17 protein-coding genes and 1 pseudogene are annotated in these 17700 nt (G+C 66.4%); 5 read left to right on the forward strand and 13 right to left on the reverse strand.

Going from position 1 to position 17700, the window contains the following annotated elements; all coding sequences use genetic code 11:
- Window positions 1-14: 14 nt before the first annotated feature.
- A complete protein-coding gene (locus tag OKW27_RS14640; RefSeq protein ID WP_429333910.1) occupies window positions 15-1259 on the reverse strand; it encodes a sarcosine oxidase subunit beta family protein in 1245 nt (414 codons plus the stop codon).
- Between the two features lie 39 nt (window positions 1260-1298).
- On the reverse strand, window positions 1299-2693 hold the full coding sequence (locus OKW27_RS14645) for an L-serine ammonia-lyase (RefSeq protein ID WP_090810029.1): 1395 nt from the start codon (window positions 2691-2693) through the stop codon (window positions 1299-1301).
- A 324-nt stretch (window positions 2694-3017) separates the two neighbouring features.
- Between OKW27_RS14645 and OKW27_RS14650 the strand changes: the two genes are divergently transcribed.
- Window positions 3018-4100, forward strand: coding sequence for a GlxA family transcriptional regulator (locus OKW27_RS14650; RefSeq protein ID WP_184046846.1), 1083 nt, complete (start codon window positions 3018-3020; stop codon window positions 4098-4100).
- A 31-nt stretch (window positions 4101-4131) separates the two neighbouring features.
- Here OKW27_RS14650 and OKW27_RS14655 read toward each other — a convergent pair whose 3' ends face one another.
- The 5 genes from OKW27_RS14655 to OKW27_RS14675 all read right to left on the reverse strand — a co-directional run bounded on the left by OKW27_RS14655 (window position 4132) and on the right by OKW27_RS14675 (window position 8981).
- Window positions 4132-5124 carry a GlxA family transcriptional regulator gene (locus OKW27_RS14655; RefSeq protein ID WP_429333911.1) on the reverse strand — a complete coding sequence of 331 codons (993 nt, stop codon included), beginning with the start codon at window positions 5122-5124 and terminating at the stop codon, window positions 4132-4134.
- Window positions 5125-5144: 20 nt separating this feature from the next.
- Window positions 5145-6047, reverse strand: coding sequence for a choline ABC transporter permease subunit (choW, locus tag OKW27_RS14660; RefSeq protein ID WP_429333912.1), 903 nt, complete (start codon window positions 6045-6047; stop codon window positions 5145-5147).
- Window positions 6040-7215, reverse strand: a complete 1176-nt coding sequence (locus OKW27_RS14665) for a quaternary amine ABC transporter ATP-binding protein (protein WP_429333913.1) — start codon at window positions 7213-7215, stop codon at window positions 6040-6042. Before OKW27_RS14665 ends, choW begins: the two co-directional genes overlap by 8 nt.
- Before the next feature lie 259 nt (window positions 7216-7474).
- Window positions 7475-8602: a VIT1/CCC1 transporter family protein gene (locus OKW27_RS14670; RefSeq protein ID WP_429333914.1), complete on the reverse strand. Its 1128-nt coding sequence runs from the start codon at window positions 8600-8602 to the stop codon at window positions 7475-7477.
- A 67-nt stretch (window positions 8603-8669) separates the two neighbouring features.
- Window positions 8670-8981, reverse strand: a complete 312-nt coding sequence (locus OKW27_RS14675) for a hypothetical protein (protein ID WP_176078901.1) — start codon at window positions 8979-8981, stop codon at window positions 8670-8672.
- A 198-nt stretch (window positions 8982-9179) separates the two neighbouring features.
- Between OKW27_RS14675 and OKW27_RS14680 the strand changes: the two genes are divergently transcribed.
- A complete protein-coding gene (locus OKW27_RS14680; RefSeq protein WP_429333915.1) occupies window positions 9180-9686 on the forward strand; it encodes a hypothetical protein in 507 nt (168 codons plus the stop codon).
- 245 nt (window positions 9687-9931) lie between these two features.
- Window positions 9932-10309 (forward strand): BON domain-containing protein, encoded by a 378-nt coding sequence (locus OKW27_RS14685; RefSeq protein WP_429333916.1) that lies wholly within the window; start codon window positions 9932-9934, stop codon window positions 10307-10309.
- An 18-nt stretch (window positions 10310-10327) separates the two neighbouring features.
- Here the strand turns inward: OKW27_RS14685 and OKW27_RS14690 are convergent, their stop codons facing one another.
- Complete coding sequence (locus OKW27_RS14690) at window positions 10328-10897, reverse strand: helix-turn-helix domain-containing protein (RefSeq protein WP_184046833.1); 570 nt, start codon at window positions 10895-10897, stop codon at window positions 10328-10330.
- 185 nt (window positions 10898-11082) lie between these two features.
- On the opposite strand from OKW27_RS14690, the gene OKW27_RS14695 reads away from it, so the two are divergent.
- Window positions 11083-12477 (forward strand): LLM class flavin-dependent oxidoreductase, encoded by a 1395-nt coding sequence (locus OKW27_RS14695; protein WP_429333917.1) that lies wholly within the window; start codon window positions 11083-11085, stop codon window positions 12475-12477.
- 47 nt (window positions 12478-12524) lie between these two features.
- Window positions 12525-13088, forward strand: a complete 564-nt coding sequence (locus OKW27_RS14700; protein ID WP_429333918.1) for a flavin reductase — start codon at window positions 12525-12527, stop codon at window positions 13086-13088.
- 221 nt (window positions 13089-13309) lie between these two features.
- Here the strand turns inward: OKW27_RS14700 and OKW27_RS14705 are convergent, their stop codons facing one another.
- From OKW27_RS14705 to OKW27_RS14725, 5 genes and pseudogenes are all read right to left on the reverse strand, one after another.
- A complete protein-coding gene (locus tag OKW27_RS14705) occupies window positions 13310-14455 on the reverse strand; it encodes a DUF1501 domain-containing protein (protein WP_429333919.1) in 1146 nt (381 codons plus the stop codon).
- Between the two features lie 5 nt (window positions 14456-14460).
- Complete coding sequence (locus OKW27_RS14710; protein ID WP_429333920.1) at window positions 14461-15993, reverse strand: DUF1800 domain-containing protein; 1533 nt, start codon at window positions 15991-15993, stop codon at window positions 14461-14463.
- A gap of 82 nt (window positions 15994-16075) precedes the next feature.
- On the reverse strand, window positions 16076-16588 hold the full coding sequence (locus tag OKW27_RS14715) for a periplasmic heavy metal sensor (RefSeq protein WP_429333921.1): 513 nt from the start codon (window positions 16586-16588) through the stop codon (window positions 16076-16078).
- Window positions 16585-17001 (reverse strand): hypothetical protein, encoded by a 417-nt coding sequence (locus OKW27_RS14720; protein ID WP_429333922.1) that lies wholly within the window; start codon window positions 16999-17001, stop codon window positions 16585-16587. The genes OKW27_RS14715 and OKW27_RS14720 overlap by 4 nt, the downstream gene beginning before the upstream one ends.
- Window positions 16998-17588, reverse strand: a pseudogene (locus tag OKW27_RS14725) (RNA polymerase sigma factor); the annotation flags it as partial. The gene OKW27_RS14720 and the pseudogene OKW27_RS14725, both read right to left, overlap by 4 nt.
- Between the last annotated feature and the right edge of the window lie 112 nt (window positions 17589-17700).

Here is a 17700-nt window from a genome sequence, read left to right on the forward strand (position 1 = left end):
TGTCTCCTTGTCGACTAGTGGGCCACGGCGGCAGCGCCATGCTCATCGATCAGATGACCGGAATAGAACCGGTCCAGCGAAAACGGCGCGTTCAACGGATGGGGTTCGTCCTTCGCGATCGTGTGCGCATAGACCCATCCCGAGCCGGGCGTCGCCTTGAAGCCGCCCGTCCCCCAGCCGCAGTTGAAATACAGTCCCTTCACATCGGTCTTGCTGATGATCGGGCACGCGTCCGGCGACACGTCGACGATGCCGCCCCACTGCCGGTTCATCCGCACGCGGGAAAACACCGGGAACATTTCGACGATCGCCTCGAGCGTGCCCTCGATGACCTGGAAGCTGCCGCGCTGCCCGAACCCGGTGTACTGATCGACGCCCGCGCCGATCACGAGATCGCCCTTGTCGGACTGGCTGATATACGCGTGGACCGCATTCGACATCACGACCGTGTTGACGACCGGCTTGATCGGCTCCGACACCAGCGCCTGCAACGGATGGCTTTCGAGCGGCAGCCGCACGCCGGCCATGTCGGCGAGCGTCGACGTGTTGCCGGCCGCGACCACCGCGACCTTCTTCGCCTTGATGAAACCCTTGGTCGTGTCGACGCCCGTCACCTGGCTGCCGTCGCGGCGAATGCCGACGACCTGGCAGTTCTGCACGATGTCGACGCCGGCCTGATCGGCGCCGCGCGCGAAGCCCCACGCCACCGCATCGTGCCGGGCCACGCCGCCGCGCCGCTGGATCGATGCGCCGAGCACCGGATAGCGGCTGTTCAGGTTGATGGTCGGCTCGAGTTCCTTGATCTGCGCGGGCGTGAGAAATTCGGCGTCGACGCCGTTCAGGCGGTTCGCGTTGACGCGGCGTTCGGTGTCGCGCACGTCCTGCAGCGTATGCGCGAGATTCATCACGCCGCGCTGGCTGAACATCACGTTGTAGTTCAAATCCTGCGCGAGCCCTTCCCACAGCTTCATCGCCTTCTCGTAGAGCGCGGCGGATTCGTCCCACAGGTAGTTCGACCGCACGATCGTCGTATTGCGCGCGGTGTTGCCGCCGCCGATCCAGCCCTTCTCGAGCACCGCGACATTGCGCACGCCATGCTCCTTCGCGAGGTAGTACGCGGTCGCGAGACCGTGCCCGCCGCCGCCGACGATCACGACGTCGTATTCACGTTTAGGCTCGGGGCTGCGCCATTGCCGCTCCCAGTTCTCGTGATACGACATCCCGTTGCGTAGCAGGCTGAATATCGAATAGCGGCTCATCGTCGTTCCTTGGCGGTTTTGCAGATGCGGTGTAGCGGTTCAACACTCGATGACGTTCACGGCCAGTCCGCCGCGCGACGTCTCCTTGTATTTCGTCTTCATGTCGGCGCCGGTTTCGCGCATGGTGCGGATCACACTGTCGAGCGACACCACGTGCTTGCCGTCGCCCTTCATCGCGAGGCGGGCCGCGTTGATCGCCTTGATCGCGCCCATCGCGTTACGCTCGATGCACGGAATCTGCACCAGCCCGCCGACCGGATCGCAGGTCATGCCGAGGTTGTGTTCCATGCCGATTTCGGCGGCGTTCTCGACCTGGGTGGGCGTGCCGCCCATCACGGCCGCGAGCGCGGCGGCGGCCATCGAGCAGGCCACGCCCACTTCGCCCTGGCAGCCCACCTCGGCGCCGGAGATCGACGCCGTTTCCTTGTAGATGATGCCGATCGCCGCGGCGGTCAGCAGGAAGTCGACGATGCCGGCGTCGTTCGCCGCATGCATGAATTTCACGTAGTAGTGCAGCACTGCCGGGATCACGCCGGCCGCGCCATTGGTCGGCGCGGTGACGACCCGGCCGCCCGCGGCGTTCTCCTCGTTGACGGCCATCGCGTACAGGTTGACCCAGTCGAGCATCGACAGCGGGTCGCGCAGCGATTCCTCCGAGCGTGCGCGCAAGCGCTCGCACAGCTCGGCCGCGCGACGCTTCACGTGCATCGGGCCGGGCAACTCGCCGCGCGCCTTGCAACCTCGCTCGACACATGCGGCCATGGTGCGCCAGATCGCCAGCAGGCCCTCGCGCACGTCGGGCTCGGGCCGGGTCGCGCATTCGTTGCGCAACGTCACTTCGGCGATGGACAGGCCGCTTTCGCGGCACACGCGCATCAGATCGTCGCCGGTGCGAAACGGATACGGCACCTCCGCGTTGGCGCGCCGGCCGTTCACGCGATCGCCGTCGCGATTGACGACGAAGCCGCCGCCGATCGAGAAGTACTCTTTTTCGACGAGCAGTTGACCGTTCTCGTCGAAGGCCTGGAAGCGCATGCCGTTCGGATGCACGACGCCCGAGCCCGGCGCGCCCGGCATCAGCTTGCGCAAGAAGCCGACATGTTCGCGCTCGTCGAACGCGACCGGATGCTTGCCGAGCAGCACGAGCTGTCGGGTCTCGCGGATCGCGCGCAGCCGCGGCTCGATCAGCTCAGGATCGAGCCGGTCGGGCAGATTGCCTTCGAGGCCGAGCAGCACCGCCTTGTCGGTGCCGTGGCCCTTGCCGGTCGCGCCGAGCGAGCCGAACAGCTCGGCTCTGACGCGCCGCACGAAGCCGAGCAGATTCGCGTCCTCGATGTGCGATGCGAAGCGGCATGCGGCGATCATCGGCCCGACCGTGTGCGAGCTGGATGGACCGATGCCGATCTTGAACAGATCGAAGACGCTGACGTTCATGGCGTGCCTTGTGCGTTGTGTCTTGCGTGTTGCGATGGCCGGAAGCGCTTCGACTCGACTCATGCGCCCGGACGGAATGTGCGTCTATTGCACCGCACGCCGGGCCGGATCGATAGAATAAAAACGGCATCGCAATGGGATGGCGTCGTCAGGTGAACCGCCAGGCGGGTCTTCCGGCGCATTTGCGATGACTTGGGACGCATTTGCGACAGGCGCCCCGATTGCGGCCGGCAATGCTGAAGGTCCGTGGTGCTATCCTCGCTTCACCGTTTCGGTCAACGTTCGTTCCTCTTTCGCCGTTCTTTTCACCGACCCGCCGCGCGCATGAATTCCGCTGAAACGCTTGCCCCTCCCTCACTCGACACAGCCACGAAGCAGCGCATCCGCTTCGGCATCATCCTGCTGCCGAACTTCACGCTGACCGCATTCGCGGGTTTCGTCGACCTGCTGCGCCTGTCCGCCGACGAAGGCGACTTCAGCAAGCCGGTGCGCTGTTCGTGGAGCGTGATCGGGGAAACCCTGGCTCCGGTGCGCGCGAGTTGCGGCATCCAGATCACGCCGTGGGAAACCTTCGAGACCGCCGGGAAGTTCGACTACGTGGTGGTGGTCGGCGGACTGCTGCACTCGGGGCCGGCCGCTAGCGAGGCGACGCTCGCGTTCATCCGCCGCGCCGCCGCCCGCGACGCGACGCTGGTCGGCATGTGCACCGGCGTGTTCTCGCTGATGCGCGCGGGCGTGCTCGACGGCCATCGGATCTGCGTGAGCTGGTTTCACTACTGGGATTTCATCGAGCGCTTTCCGTCGGTCGACGAACAGATGCTGGTCGCCGACCGGCTGTTCGTGATCGACCGGCGACGCATCACCTGTTCCGGCGGCCGCGCGTCGATCGACGTCGCCGCCGCGATCCTGCTGCGTCATTTCGAAACCGCCACGGTGCAGAAGGCGCTGCGCATCCTGCTCGTCGACGACCTGCAGAAAGGCAACGCGCCGCAGCCGCATCCGCCCGGTCTCGCGCCGGCCTCGCATCCGAAGGTCAAGCGCGCGATCCTGCTGATGGAGCAGCACGTGGGCCGCGCGCTGCCGCTCGACGAACTGGCGGGCAAGCTCGATCTGTCGCCGCGTCAGCTCGAACGGCTGTTCAAGGCGCAGACCGGCAAGGCGCCGCAGGCCTACGCGAAGCTGGTGCGCCTGCGCACCGCCGCGTGGTTGTTGACGAGCTCAGACAAAACCGTCGCCGATATCGCGTCGAGCTGCGGCTTTTCGGACGCCTCGCACCTGGGACGGGAATTTCGCAAACAGTTCGGCGTGCCGCCGATGATGTATCGCGAGCAGCGCGGCACGGCGCAGCAAGCCGACGACGGCTCGTGCTACGACGAAACGTTTCCGGGCCGCGCGCAGGCGATCTGAATCCGCGCGGCCTGCGAGGCCGCGGCACCCGCTACTCCGGCATGCGCCGCTCGACGCTCGGCGCATGTCCGAACTGCGCGCGATAGGCCTTGCTGAAATGACACGGAGAATGAAAACCGCACACCGCGGTCACGCGCGCGATCGACGCGTCGGTATTGCGCAGCAGATCGCGCGCTCGGCGCAGCCGCAAGCTCAGGTAGTAATGCGTCGGCGACATGTTCAGGAATAGCTTGAACATCCGTTGCAAATGACGCTGCGACAGGTTGACGAGCCGGGCGAGTTCGTCGAGCGATAGCGGCTCCTCGATGTTCGCTTCCATCAGCCGCACCACTTCGATCAGCTCGGTGCGCGACAGGCCGACCCGCGCGTCGACCGGAATGTGCTGGTAATCGGTCGAGCCGCGAATCCGCTCGACGATGAATTGCTCGGACACCTGCGCGGCCACCGCGGCCCCCAGCCGCATGCCCACCAGATGCAGCATCAGATCGAGCGGCGCGGTTCCGCCGGTGCAGGTCAACCGGTCGCGGTCGATCACGAACAGTTCGTCGTCGAAATGCACGTGCGGATAGCGCTGGTGCAACGGCGACATGTCCTCCCAATGCACGGTCGCGCGATAGCCGTCGAGCAGCCCGGCCGCGAGCAGCGCATACGGACCCGTGCAGATGCCGCCGAGCGGCACGCGGTGCGCGGCCGCCTCGCGCAGCAGCGCGATCACCGCGTCGTTCACATACTCGCGCACGTGCCAGCCCGCGCACACGAACAGCAGGTCCGGCATGCCGGCCTCGGCGAGCGTGGTGGTCGGTTTCACCGTGATGCCGTTGCTCGCGCGCGCCGGCTCGCCGTCCGGCGTGATCACGGACCACCGGTAGTGCTGCGCGCGGCCCACGTAGTTCGCCATGCGCAGCACCTCGACCGCGCTCGTGAACGCGATCATCGAGAAGTTCGGCAGCGTCAGGAAGCCGACGTGCGCGACGGCGCACAGCCGCGCATCGGCTTCGGCGGAGGCGATTGCGTCGCGCTTCATGGACGTATCGAATCAGGCCATCAACCGTGTTGCGCCGCCGGCTCGCGGCGCACTTTCATCGCATTGCGCAAACCGGCGAACAGGGGCGCGCGTACCTTGCCCGGCGCCCGGCCGAAGCTCTCGGTGATGCGGTCCAGAATGATCGCCAGCATCACGACCGACATCCCGCTTTCGAAACCGAGTCCGATATCGAGCCGCTGGATGCTCGCGAGCACGTCGTTACCGAGGCCGCCCGCGCCGACCATCGACGCGATGATCACCATCGACAGCGCCATCATGATGGTCTGGTTCACGCCGGTCATGATCGACGGCAGCGCGTTCGGAAACTGCACCTTGTACAGCAGTTGCCACGGCGTGCAGCCGAACGCCTGTCCCGCTTCGACGATTTCGCGATTCACGTGCTTGATGCCGAGCGCGGTCAGACGCACCGCGGGCGGCATCGCGAAGATCACCGTCGACAGGATGCCCGGCACGCGGCCGAGACCGAACAGCATCGCGGCCGGAATCAGGTAGACGAACGCGGGCATCGTCTGCATCAGATCGAGCACCGGGCGCACGATCATTTCGATGGCGCGGCTCTTCGCCGTCCAGATGCCGAGCGGCACGCCGAGCACGAGACTGATCACCGTCGATGACAGCGTGAGGCCGAGCGTGATCACCATCTGATCCCAGAAGCCGGTGCCGTAGATCAGCAGCAGCGCCGCCAGCGTGAACAGCGCGAAGCGCCAGCCGACGCGCCACAAGCCGATGCCGACGAAGAACGCCATCAGCGCCCACATCGGCACGGCCTGCAAACCGTGCTCGACCGCCGCGGCGAAACTCTCGATGACCTTGCCGATCGTGTCGAAGGTCTGCGCGTCGTGATCGAGCAGGTAGTGAACGCCGCGATCAACCCACGCGCCAACTGGAATGACTTCAGACATGAGAACCTCGATGGCGCGTGAGAACGGTCAGCACGTTCGTCTTGTTGACCGAACCGCAGTACGAGCCGTCCGCTTCGACGACCGGCAGCGGCACGCGGCTCGCCACCACGCGCGCGACCACGTCGTCGAGCGGCGTGCTGCGGCGGATGCATTCGATCTGGTTGAGCTGCGGCGACGCGCTGCCCGTCGCATCGCGGCACACGAAGCCGCGAATCCGGCGCTCGCTATCGAGCACGAACGCGTAGTCGGCGCTGCCGTTGAGCGTCGCGGCGACGCTCGACGCATCGATCTGCGGCGCGTGCATCAGCGGCACGTCGTCGGTCTGCATCAGATCGCCGGCCGTCAGATAGCGGCTCGTGTCGATGCCTTCGAAGAACGCGCGCACGTAGTCGTCGGCCGGGTTCTTGATGATTTCCCGCGGCGTGCCGATCTGCACCACGCGCCCGCCTTCCATGATCGCGATGCGCGTGCCGATGCGCATCGCCTCCTCGAGATCGTGCGACACGAACAGGATCGTGCGCTGCTGCTCGCGTTGCAGATCGAGCAGCACGTTCTGCATCTCCTTGCGCTTGAGCGGATCGAGCGCGGAGAACGCCTCGTCCATGATCATCAGCGACGGGTTGACCGCGAGCGCGCGCGCGAGCCCGACGCGCTGCTGCATGCCGCCCGACAACTCGGCCGGCAGTTTCTGCGCGAACGGTGCAAGGCCGACCTGTTCGAGCACCGTCAGCGCCCGGGCCTCGCGCTCCTTACGGCCGACGCCCGCGACTTCGAGCCCGAACGCCGCGTTGGCCAGCACGTTGCGCTGCGGCATCAGCGCGAAGGACTGGAACACCATGCTCATGTCCTTGCGGCGCAACGCGGTCAGCTCGGCGCGCGGCACGCCCGCGACATCGCGGCCGTCGATCAGCACCTTGCCGGCGCTGGGCTCGACGAGCCGATTGATCAGGCGAATCAGCGTCGACTTGCCCGAGCCGGACAGGCCCATCAGCACGAAGATCTCGCCCTCGCGAACCTCGAACGAAGCGTTGTGGACGCCGACGATCTGACCGGTGCGGGCAAACACCTCTTCTTTCGTGGCGCCGCCGGCCAGCATCGCGAGCGCCTGTTTCGGGTTGCTGCCGAACACCTTGCACAGCCCTTCGACCACGACCTTGGGGGAATTCATCGAGTGCTCTCCTCGCTTGCGGACGTCCGTCCGCGCTGTGCCTACATAGTTGCCAGAAAAAAGTGCGGCTAACCGACTAATTCCGACAACCACATGAGGAAATGCGACACCCGGCCATGCCGTGGACGCTCGGCGCGGCGAGCAAACCCTTGTGGGAGAAAGGATTGACGCGGATTGGCCGACGCGCGGAGCGTGTCGCCACAGAGGAGGCAGCGCTCCCGGACGGCGACGAGCGCGAGACGCTTCCGAGTTGAACCGGTCAGGAAATCGACACGCCCAGCAAGCGCCCGACGCCGAACGTGAACCCTGCCGCAATGAGCCCGATGACGATCTGGCGCAGCGCCGAAAACCCCGCGCTGCGTCCGTTGAACAACGACGTGAACACGCCGATCGACGCGAGCGCCAGCATGCTCAGCACGACACACTGAACGATTGCGCTGACGCCGCGCGTCCACAGGAACGGCATCACCGGGAAAATCGCGCCGAGCGAGAACAGGCAGAACGACACACCCGCCGCCGACCACGGATTGCCGCCCAGTTCCGCCGGATCGAGACCGAGCTCCTCGCGCGTGAGGGTGTCGAGCGCCTTGTCCTTGTCGCGCATCATCTGCGAGGCCACGCGTTTCGCCTCGCTCGCGTCGAGCCCTTTCGCGCGGTAGATCAGCGTGAGCTCGTGCTCCTCCGCTTCGGGCTGTTCTTCGATCTCCTCGGCTTCCTTGGCGATCTGCGTGCTCGCGAGTTCGCGCGCATTGGTGACCGACAGCCATTCGCCGAGCGCCATCGAACAGGCACCGGCGATCAGCCCGGCGAGGCCGGTCAACAGGATCGCCTTGTTGCCGGTGCCCGCGCCGGCGACGCCCATGATCAGGCAGAAGTTGGACACGAGGCCATCGTTCGCGCCGAGAACCGCCGCGCGCAGATCGTTGCCCGCCGCGGCGCCCTTGTGCCACGACTCGGCCGCGGCAATGCGCGCGCCGGACGACAGGTTGGCATTGCCGGTGCTCGCGAGCGTCTGCACGACGGCCGCGTGATGATGTTCGTCGGCCGACATGTGGCCCGCGTCGCGTTGGCCTTGATATTTGTTGCGGTCCGCGTATTCGGCTGCGGCGAGCGTCGGCAGCACGAAGTCCGCGCCGCACACGCGCACGAGCCCCTTCATCAGACGCGTCTTGACCGCATGGCCACGGCCCTTCGGTTCGATGCCATTGGCTCTGAGCTTGTCGGCCCACACTTGCGCGTGGCTGTGTTCGGATTGCGCGAGATCCTGATAGACCTGCTTGCGGGTCTCGTCTTTCTCGACCTGCGCGAGCGTCTCATAGAGGGCGGCGCTGTGCAGTTCGTCGGAGAGATTCGCCTTGTAGCGTTTCACTTCATGTTTCGTTGCCATGATCGCGCCTCGCAACTGCCCGGCGCCTCATCAACGATGAATGCCACGCCGGGCGTCCGCCTGTCCGTTACTGGCTGGCAGGCGCACCAACGCCGGCCTTCTTCTGGGCTGCCTGCAGCTTGTCCGGATAGTTCGGATCGTTCTGCGCCGGCTGGTAGCCCGCGTCTTCGAGTTTCTTCAACTCGGCGTTCTTTTTCGCGCGGGCCTGTTTGCGCTCTGCCTTGCGCTCGGCCTTGGTCGGCTTTGGGGTGGTCGTCGTCGCGCCTTCCTGGGCTGCGGCATCCGTCGAGCCCTGCGCGAGCGCGAGCGGAATCGTACCGGCCATCAGTGCGACGGCCGAAACCCCCAGCATGATTCGTTTAATGGCGAAGCTCTTCATCACTGATATCCCCTGAAAAAATTGGCAATAACGTACGAATTGCGGCTGCGAATCGTGAACCACACGCCGGGTCGCGCAGCCTCCACGCGAACCCGTCAACGGGAGCTTACTGCCAAATAGCGGGATGCGGGTCGGGAGCGTGGACGGCCCTTGGCGGCCTCGCTTTCAGAATTCTCCGCGTTTTGCCGAGATTGACTCATGAACAATAGTGGCGCGGATCGATTTCATCCTCTACTCGGACCGTCGCTTCGTTCACATCTTTCCGCCGATCGTGCTCTATCTATGAAACGCATCTCTACGCGTGTCGCATTGTTAGCGGGTCTCATTGCCGTGCTTTATCTCGGTCTGTTCGACCATACTCCGCAAGGAAGCGAGTGTCGCAAATCGGCACCTGTCCACGGCCTGTACACGGCAGAGCTTTGCCTGTTGCGATGGATTCCGGGCCGCAGTGGAAGCCCTGAATATGTCGGCAGGCTATTCGATGCAAAAACTGGGAAGCTGCTTGCACAGCGCACGTTCAGCACGCCTGTCCCCGATCTTTTCTGGTCAACGGGTCTGCGATACTCGCTGAATCCGTATTCGCCGCCCCGTTATCTCGGTCCGTCCGTCGAATTTTCCCGCGGAGATGGCGGTGAAGGAGATTCGAGTATTTCGTTACCTCCGTCGTTCTGGGACAAACTAGCCGCCGCGCGCCCGCGCTTATAGTCGGCTGCGTCGTATGCCGGTGCCTGTGTCTCACCGTGCTGGAATCAAGCCGCACGCACCTCCTTCCGCGATTCGGTTTTTTGGCATGTCCGCGCCGTCAGGAGTATCTTTTAACCGCGCCGGAAGCGCCAACACCACCACTCCTCTACAAGACAGACGCTTCCCAGAGTACAGACCTGCTCGACAAAGCGCGGCGTTTCTAACATGCAACGAAGCGACATCAACTTATCGAGGATGGTGAAACAGTGAAAACAGTCAATCTTTTGAAGGTGCTCGGTATTGCATTGTGCGTGGCAACCGCATCCAGCGCCTATGCCCAGGCGAGCGACGCGCAGGCGCCCGCCGCCACGGCAGCCGCGCCGGCCCCGACCGCCCCGTCGACGCGTGCGGCGGATCGCAAGCTCGGCCGCGACGTGCGGCGCGCGCTCGGTAAAGCGCCGGGCTTCAATGTATCGAACGTGTTCGTGCGGGCGCGCGGCGGCGCGGTGACGTTGACCGGCTCGGTGCCTCAGGGCGACATGATCCAGCAGGCCGGCGATGTTGCGAAAGGCGTGCCGGGCGTGACCTCGGTGACCAACAGACTCACCCTGAACCTGCCATCCCGCGGGAGTGGCGGGAGCTGAGCACAAGCTGGACGAAACTCAGCGCCGCACCAACCCCACCACATATCTGCACACCTCGGTGCCCGCATTGAAGAACTCGCATTCGACCGGCGCACCGAGTTGCAAACAATCCCCCGCTTCGAGCCGGTGCGTGAGCGCGCCCTCGCGAAACGTCAGCACCCCTTGCGTGACCCAGATCTGCTGATGCTGAAACACGAACGCATCCGACGGATAAGGCACTCTCACCCCAGTCGGCAATTCGATTTCGAGCAGTTCCAGCACGCCGCCGGTCGGCGGTGAAATACGCCGCCGCGTATAGCCGGTTTCGGGGTCCTCCCACAGCGACTGGTCCGCATGACGCACGAGCCGCTCGCCGGTCTGCTCGGCGAGTGCGAGCAACGTGGACAGCGTCAGCCCGAACGCGCCCGACAGCCGCCCGAGCACCGTCGCGGTCGGACTCGCCTCGCCACGCTCGATCTTGCTGATCATCGCCTTCGATACACCCGAGCGCTCGGCCAGCTCGGCGAGCGACCAGTTGCGCGCCTCGCGCTCGGTCTTCACGCGCGCGGAGATCGCCTGGGTCAGATCGATGGCGGAAGTTTCGGACATGGCGGGTTGTCGATGCAGAGGTGAGTACCGCGAAATTATATCGATGCGATGCGGCAGCGGGCGTGCAAACGGCGTTCAACGCGCCCTCATCCACGTCAGCGAATCATGTCTTGCATAGTGATTTTTCGTCCACTATATTAAACGCAACGCCATTGCCCGAACCCGCTCGTCAGCCGGAACACACCATGCCGAAGGAAATCGTTCTCAACGCGTTCGACATGAACTGCGTAGGCCACATCCAGCAAGGGCTGTGGACCCATCCGCGCGATCAGTCCACGCGCTACACGGATCTGCAGTACTGGACCGACTACGCGCGCAAGCTCGAAGCGGGCCTGTTCGACGGCATCTTTTTCGCGGACGTGGTCGGCGTGTACGACGTCTACGGCGGCAGCCCGGACGCGGCAATCGGCGGCGCCGTGCAGGTGCCGGTCAACGATCCGACGCTGCTGATTCCGGCGATGGCCGCGCTCACGCGGCATCTGTCGTTCGGCGTCACGTCGAATCTGTCGGTCGAGCAGCCGTTTCTGTTCGCGCGCCGCATGTCGACGCTCGATCATCTGACGCGCGGCCGGGTCGGCTGGAACATCGTGACCGGCTATCTGGACAGCGCATCGCGCGCGATCGGCCTGAGCGGCCAGATGGCGCACGACGACCGCTACGATCTCGCCGACGAGTACATGGAGCTCGTGTACAAGCTGTGGGAATGCAGCTGGGAAGACGGCGCGGTGCTGCGCGACAAGGCGCGCGGCGTCTATGCGGACGCGTCGAAAGTCCACGTGATCCATTACCACGGCAAGCAGTACCGCGTCGATGCGATGCACCTCGCGGAGCCGTCGCCGCAGCGCACGCCGGTGCTGTATCAGGCCGGTTCGTCCGCGCGCGGCAAACAGTTCGCGGCGGCACACGCGGAGTGTGTGTTCGTCAACGGCCAGGCGAAGCCGGCGGTCAAGACGATCGTCGACGACATCCGCGCGCACGCGGTGGCCGGCGGCCGCCGCGCCGACGACATCAAGGTACTGCTCGGCCAGACCGTGATCACCGGCCGCACCGATCAGGAAGCGCGGGAGAAATTCGAGGAGTACCGCCGCTATGTGAGCTCGGAGGCGGCGCTGGTGCATGCGGCCGCGTCGCTTGGCATCGACTTCGCGCGCTACGACCTCGACGAGCCGATCGAAACGGGCGAGAGCCAGGCGATCGTGTCGAACGTCGAAGCGATGACGCGCGCGGCCGGTCCGCAATGGACGAAGCGCAAGCTGCTCGAACAGATGGTGCTCGGCAGCCGCCAGCAGCCGCTCGTCGGTTCGGCCGACAAAATCGCCGACGATCTGATCGCGTGGACCGAGCAAACCGGCGTCGATGGCTTCAATCTGTCGCGCACCGTCGTGCCCGAGTGCTTCGACGATTTCATCGAACTGGTCGTGCCGCGGCTACAGGAACGTGGCGCGTACAAGCGCGCGTATCGTGACGGCACGCTGCGCGAAAAGCTGTTCGGCCATGCGCGGCTGCCTGAGAGCCACACGGCGGCGCGCTTCCGTTCGCCGGCTTGCGCGGCGGCGCCGGACGACGAGGCTCGCGGCTAACTCGACCACCGTTGTTTTGGCGAACCCGACTTCCAGCAGAGGTCCCCATGCTTGACAAGAGCACGTTCCGCGACGCGATGGCCGGGCTCGGCGCGGCCGTCAACATCATCAGCAGCGACGGCGAAGCCGGCCTTGCGGGCTGCACCGCGTCGGCGGTCTGCGGCGTCACCGACGAGCCGCCCACCTTGCTGGTTTGCATCAACCGCAGCAGCCGCAACAACGCGGCGTTTCGCAGCAACGGCAAGCTCTGCGTGAACGTGCTGAGCGCCGAGCAGCAGGCGCTTGCCGCGCACTTCGCCACGAGCGCGCTCGCGATCGAAGAGCGCTTCGCCGCCGCGCAATGGGACGACCTCGCAACCGGCGCGCCGGTGTTGCAGGGCGCGCTCGCGTCGCTCGACTGCGAGATCGAGTCGGTGACCGAAGTCGGCACGCACACGGTGTTCTTCTGCGCGGTGAAAGCCGCGCGCACGCAGGGCGCGGGCGATGCGCTGATCTACTACGGCCGCCGCTATCATCGCGTCGGCGAGCGCTCGGTTCACGCGACGCCCGCCGCTTCACCTGCCCCGCCCCACCCTCGCCAACGGCCCGGCCGCGATCGTCCGGCCGAATAGCGCGGCCGCGGTGCGCTCCGGATCGAGCGCAATACCTTCGCTCGCTGCACCGACGATCAACGCGTCGAGCAAAGCAGTCAGCGTCGGCTCACGCGATTCGCCATGCCGATGCGACGCGAACGCCCGTCCGCCGCGATCGCAGGTCGCTCGCCCACGGAATCCTCGATCGCCCATCACACCTCCGTCCCATCGTCATTGCACGCCGTTGTGCGATCAACGCGTCACGCCCGCACGACGCCCGTCATCGGTCTGCCCGCCATGGTCCGGCCAAACAGCGCTGCCGCCGTCCGTTCGGGATCGAGCCCGAGACTTTCACTCGCGGTGCCGGCGATCAACGCATCGAGCGAGGCGGTCGGCTTCAGGTCGCGCGACTGATACAGCTGATGCGGCGCGAGGCCCGGCCAATCGGCAATCACGCGTCCGCCCTGCACCGACCCGCCGAGCACCATCGCGACCGAGCCGGTGCCATGATCGGTGCCGCCCGTGCCGTTCGCGGCGGCGGTCCTGCCGAACTCCGTCGCGACCAGCACCGTGGTTTTGCTCCACGATGACCCCATGCCGTCGCGCAACGCCGCGAGCATCGTGTCGAGTGCCTTCAGTTGATTCGCGAGCCGCGCGTTCTGCGCGCTGTGCGTGTCCCACCCGCCGGTCTCGATCATCGCGATGCGCGGACCGTCGTCGCGCACCAGAAAACTGGCCGCGAGCTTGCCGAGGCTCGCCGGGTCCTGGCGCGCGCCAGCGTCGCCCGCAAGGCCGCGCGCCGCCATCGCCGATTCCCACAGCGCACGCAGCTGCGCGTCCTGCTCGTACAGTTGCGACACGCGCGCGAGCAGATCATCGGGCGCCTGCGGCAAGGCCGACGGTGCATACGACGTCACCGCCGCGGGCCCGCGCAGCGCCATCGGCACGGTCGGCGCGAACGCGATCGCGTTTTCGCGGGTGGCGGGCAGTTGCGCGGCGAGCCGGTTGAGCCAGCCGTCCTTCGTCTGATACGGCGACGTGCCGCCGGTTTCCAGCACGTTCTGTCCGTCGAAATGCGAGCGGTCGCGATACGGTGAGGCGACCGCGTGCACGAACAACGCCTCGCGCTGCGCGTACAGCTTCGCCATCTGCGCGAGCGCCGGATGCAGCGCGAACGTGCCGTCCAGATGCGGCGCGTTCGACGCATCGATCGCGAGCGGCCCGCGCAGCGTCGCATACGCGGGGTCCGCGTACGGCACGACGATGTTCAGCCCGTCGGCCGCGCCACGCTGGATCACGAACACGAAGCGGCGGTCAGTCGCGACATGCGCGAACGCAATCCGCGGCGACACGAGCAGTGCGCCGGCACCGGCGGCGACGCTCAGAAACTGACGGCGTGACAGCATGGCGTTCATCTCCGTTGAAAATCGGGCGATACGAGCAGCAGCGCGATCGCCGTCGATGCGCTTTCCGCGCGCGACACCGCCGTGGCCGTCGGCTCGCTGAGCGAGCCAGCCAGCAAGGTCTGGCCGAGCGAGCGCGCATCGAGCCGGTCACCCACGCGCGCGGCGAAACGTTGCGCGACTTCGACGCGGCGCACGAGCGCATCGGGCGCGGCCCAGCTCGCGCCGATATCGTCGTAGCCGGCGGGTGAACCGGGCCGCCACACCGGCTGGCCAAGCTGCGTGAGGATCGGCGCGCTCTGCAGATTGCCGGGCTCGTGCCAGCCGAGTCCGCGCATCGACGAGATGGTCCACTCCCACGGCGTCTTGAACTTCACCGCGGCCGGCGACCATGCTTGCGGCGTATCGATCAACGCGCGATAGACGGTCGGCAGATCGCCGTCGCTGCGCGTGAACGCATCGGCCAGACGTTCGCTGACGCCAGGTGGCGGATCGTCGGCGACGAAATGGCGCGCGAGCTTCGTGCCGATATGCTGCGCGGTGGCCGGTGCGTGCGCGAGGTCGTGCAGGATCGCGAGCGCCTGCTGTTCGCCAGCTTCGTCGTAGCGGCGTCCCATGATCGTGCGCGAGCCGGGCTCGTGCAGCGCGGGACGAAACACGAAGCTGCCGGGTTCGCCGTTCTGTTCCAGCGCGCGCCGGTTTGCATTGGCGCCGCCGTTCCCCGGATTGCCGACGAGACTCCAGCCGGTCAGCGCACGCGCAAACTCGGTCACGTCGTCCTGGCTATAGCCGCTGCGCACGCCGAGCGTATGCAGCTCCATGATCTCGCGCGCAAGGTTCTCGTTGAGTCCGCGTTTGTTGTCCGGATTGCGCTGCGCGGCGCGCAGCGCGGCCATGCTGTCGGGACCGACCGAGCGGGTCTGGTCGAGGAACAGCTGCATGGCCGGATGACGCTCGACGGCCACCAGCATGTCCTCGAAACGGCCGAGCACGTGCGGGCGAATCGCCTCCGCTTCGAACGACCCGGCGAGCGCCGCGACGCCGGGCTTTTCGGTCGACACCGCGAAGTGATTCGCCCAGAAATGCACGAGGCGTTCGATGAACGGCGTCTGCGTGGTCAGCGCGCTTGCGACGCGCGCATTGACCGACGAGCGGTACATGTCGAGTATCTCGACGCGCAGAGCTTTTCTTTCGGCTTGCCTGGCGGCTTGCGCGTCGGTCTGGCTGGGTGCTGCGGTGTTGCTGGCGCTGTTGTTTGCGCTGTTGTTTGCGCCGTGGTTCGCATTCTGGCTCGGGTTGGTCTCCTCACCCGCCTTCTGTTTCGACTGCTGTTCCATCTGCATGCGCTGCTGCACGAGCTGCGTCGACAATGCGATCGAATCGGGTTGGTTCGCCCACGCGTCGGGCCGCGGCTGATACTGCTCGAACTGCGCGAGCAGCCAGCCCTTCGGATCGGCGGGCGGCGTGTCGTCGGCGCGCGCGCCGAGGCCGAAGCGGTTCAGTGCGATCGCCGCGGCATTCAGGTTCGGTGAGTTGGCCATACGATCCTCGTCGGCAGGTAGGACACCTGCATGTCCGTTAAACGGACGAAACGCTGAAATCCGTCGCCATAGCGCGCATTTTTTATTCGCTCGATGCGGCGTTCGCCGCCGGTTTTTTCGCGTTCGGCGCCGGCTGCGCTTCGCGCCATTGCCCTCGCAACTTCAAACTCTCGGCGAATTCGACGCGCTCCTCGGGCGTCAGCGTCGCCGCGAAATCGGCGACGCTCGCTTCGACCATCGCGCGCAGGCTGACATCGGCCGCGCGCGTGCGCGCGAGCGCGGCATCGAGTGCGGCGCGATCGAACTTCGGCGCGGCCAGCAGGCGCAGCACCTCACGACGCCCTTCGCGAGCGTCGCGCGCATACTGGCGGCCGTCGCGCCGCGCGCTCTTCAGGCCGTCGATAAACGCCTGCCGCTGCTGCGGCGACAGCGGCTCGGCGGCGAACCGCAGCGCGCGCCGGTCCTGCGCCGCCGCCGGCGGATTCGCACCGTGCGCGGCGAACCATTGATACGCGCCGCCGGCGATCGCGCCGAGCAGGAACACGTTGAGCACCACCGAGCCCAGCAGCGCAAATTTCCACGAGCGCCCGTTCATTCGCCGCTCCAATCGGCGGAGCTGCCGCCGAAGCTCGAAGTCAGATACGAGGATTCATGCACGACCGGCGCGTTCCCGGTCAGCACGAAGAACGACACCGCGAACGCCCCCGCCACGCCGCCGAGCAGCCCGACACCAGCCACCGCCGCGCCCGACCACCACAAACGCCGGCGCGCGGCTGGGCGTCGGGACGGCGCGCGGTCGATGATGCGACGCTGCAGTTCGAGGCTCGGCGGCTCGAGCTCGTCGGCGGCGAGCCACGCGTCGAGGCTGGCCGCGTCGCTCAACGCCGCATCGGCTTCGTCGCGATGCGCGCGCGCCCACGCCTGCGCGGCTTCGCGTTCGCGCTCCGGCCAGCGGCGCGCGTCGGCGCCGTACGCTGCAACGATCTGATGGAATCTTTCGGGCGTCATGACTTGTCCTTGCTAAGGCCGCTGCCGGCCAGTTGAGCGCGCAAATTGCGGCGCGCGCGGCCCAGCAGACTCTCCAGCGCATCGACGCTGACGTCCATCAAGGCGGCAGCGTCGAGGTTCGACATCTCCTGGTAGTAGGTCAGCACGAGTGCCTCGCGCTGTCGCGCCGGCAGCGCGGCGAGCGCCGCGCGCACGCGCGCGTGGTCGGCACGTGCTTCGAGCCGTGCGTCGGGCGGCGCGGCGGGATCGGCCGAATCGGGCAGTTCGTCGCTCGGGTCTTCGCGCCGGCCGCGCAGACGGTCATAGCAAAGATTGAGCGCGACCCGATGCATCCACGTGTCGAACTTCGCTTCGCCTTCACGCCAGCGGGCCGCCTGTTTCCAGATTCGCACGAAGACCTCCTGCGCGACGTCTTCCGCTTCCATGCGATCGCCGAGCATGCGCGTGGCGAGCGCAAGTAGCCGCGGCAGCTTGCGCGCGACCAGCGAGCGGACCGCGCCGGGCTCCGCGCGGCCCACCCGCGCGATCAGCTCGGCGTCCGGATCGGGTGGTGCGTCGCTCAAGGCGTGCGGCTCGGTCGCGACATCACGCGCGCGCTTTCGCGTGAGGACCGCATCACGGGATCAACGTCGTTCACTTGCCGCCGCTCCTTCAGCTGTCGTGTCGTTATGTTGTCGTGCCGCTACGCCGCTATCCGGC

Source organism: Paraburkholderia sp. 35.1 (assembly GCF_050436525.1).
Lineage (GTDB): Bacteria > Pseudomonadota > Gammaproteobacteria > Burkholderiales > Burkholderiaceae > Paraburkholderia > Paraburkholderia tuberum.

Bases quoted from the DNA above. Each gene is read 5' to 3' on its own strand.
- OKW27_RS14705 (WP_429333919.1), bottom strand. From the start codon at position 14,455: ATGCTGTCACGCCGTCAGTTTCTGAGCGTCGCCGCCGGTGCCGGCGCA.
- OKW27_RS14700 (WP_429333918.1), top strand. From the start codon at position 12,525: ATGCTTGACAAGAGCACGTTCCGCGACGCGATGGCCGGGCTCGGCGCG.
- OKW27_RS14715 (WP_429333921.1), bottom strand. From the start codon at position 16,588: ATGAACGGGCGCTCGTGGAAATTTGCGCTGCTGGGCTCGGTGGTGCTC.
- OKW27_RS14710 (WP_429333920.1), bottom strand. From the start codon at position 15,993: ATGGCCAACTCACCGAACCTGAATGCCGCGGCGATCGCACTGAACCGC.
- choW (WP_429333912.1), bottom strand. From the start codon at position 6,047: ATGTCTGAAGTCATTCCAGTTGGCGCGTGGGTTGATCGCGGCGTTCAC.
- OKW27_RS14650 (WP_184046846.1), top strand. From the start codon at position 3,018: ATGAATTCCGCTGAAACGCTTGCCCCTCCCTCACTCGACACAGCCACG.
- OKW27_RS14655 (WP_429333911.1), bottom strand. From the start codon at position 5,124: ATGAAGCGCGACGCAATCGCCTCCGCCGAAGCCGATGCGCGGCTGTGC.
- OKW27_RS14675 (WP_176078901.1), bottom strand. From the start codon at position 8,981: ATGAAGAGCTTCGCCATTAAACGAATCATGCTGGGGGTTTCGGCCGTC.
- OKW27_RS14645 (WP_090810029.1), bottom strand. From the start codon at position 2,693: ATGAACGTCAGCGTCTTCGATCTGTTCAAGATCGGCATCGGTCCATCC.
- OKW27_RS14670 (WP_429333914.1), bottom strand. From the start codon at position 8,602: ATGGCAACGAAACATGAAGTGAAACGCTACAAGGCGAATCTCTCCGAC.
- OKW27_RS14695 (WP_429333917.1), top strand. From the start codon at position 11,083: ATGCCGAAGGAAATCGTTCTCAACGCGTTCGACATGAACTGCGTAGGC.
- OKW27_RS14665 (WP_429333913.1), bottom strand. From the start codon at position 7,215: ATGAATTCCCCCAAGGTCGTGGTCGAAGGGCTGTGCAAGGTGTTCGGC.
- OKW27_RS14680 (WP_429333915.1), top strand. From the start codon at position 9,180: ATGAACAATAGTGGCGCGGATCGATTTCATCCTCTACTCGGACCGTCG.
- OKW27_RS14720 (WP_429333922.1), bottom strand. From the start codon at position 17,001: ATGACGCCCGAAAGATTCCATCAGATCGTTGCAGCGTACGGCGCCGAC.
- OKW27_RS14640 (WP_429333910.1), bottom strand. From the start codon at position 1,259: ATGAGCCGCTATTCGATATTCAGCCTGCTACGCAACGGGATGTCGTAT.
- OKW27_RS14690 (WP_184046833.1), bottom strand. From the start codon at position 10,897: ATGTCCGAAACTTCCGCCATCGATCTGACCCAGGCGATCTCCGCGCGC.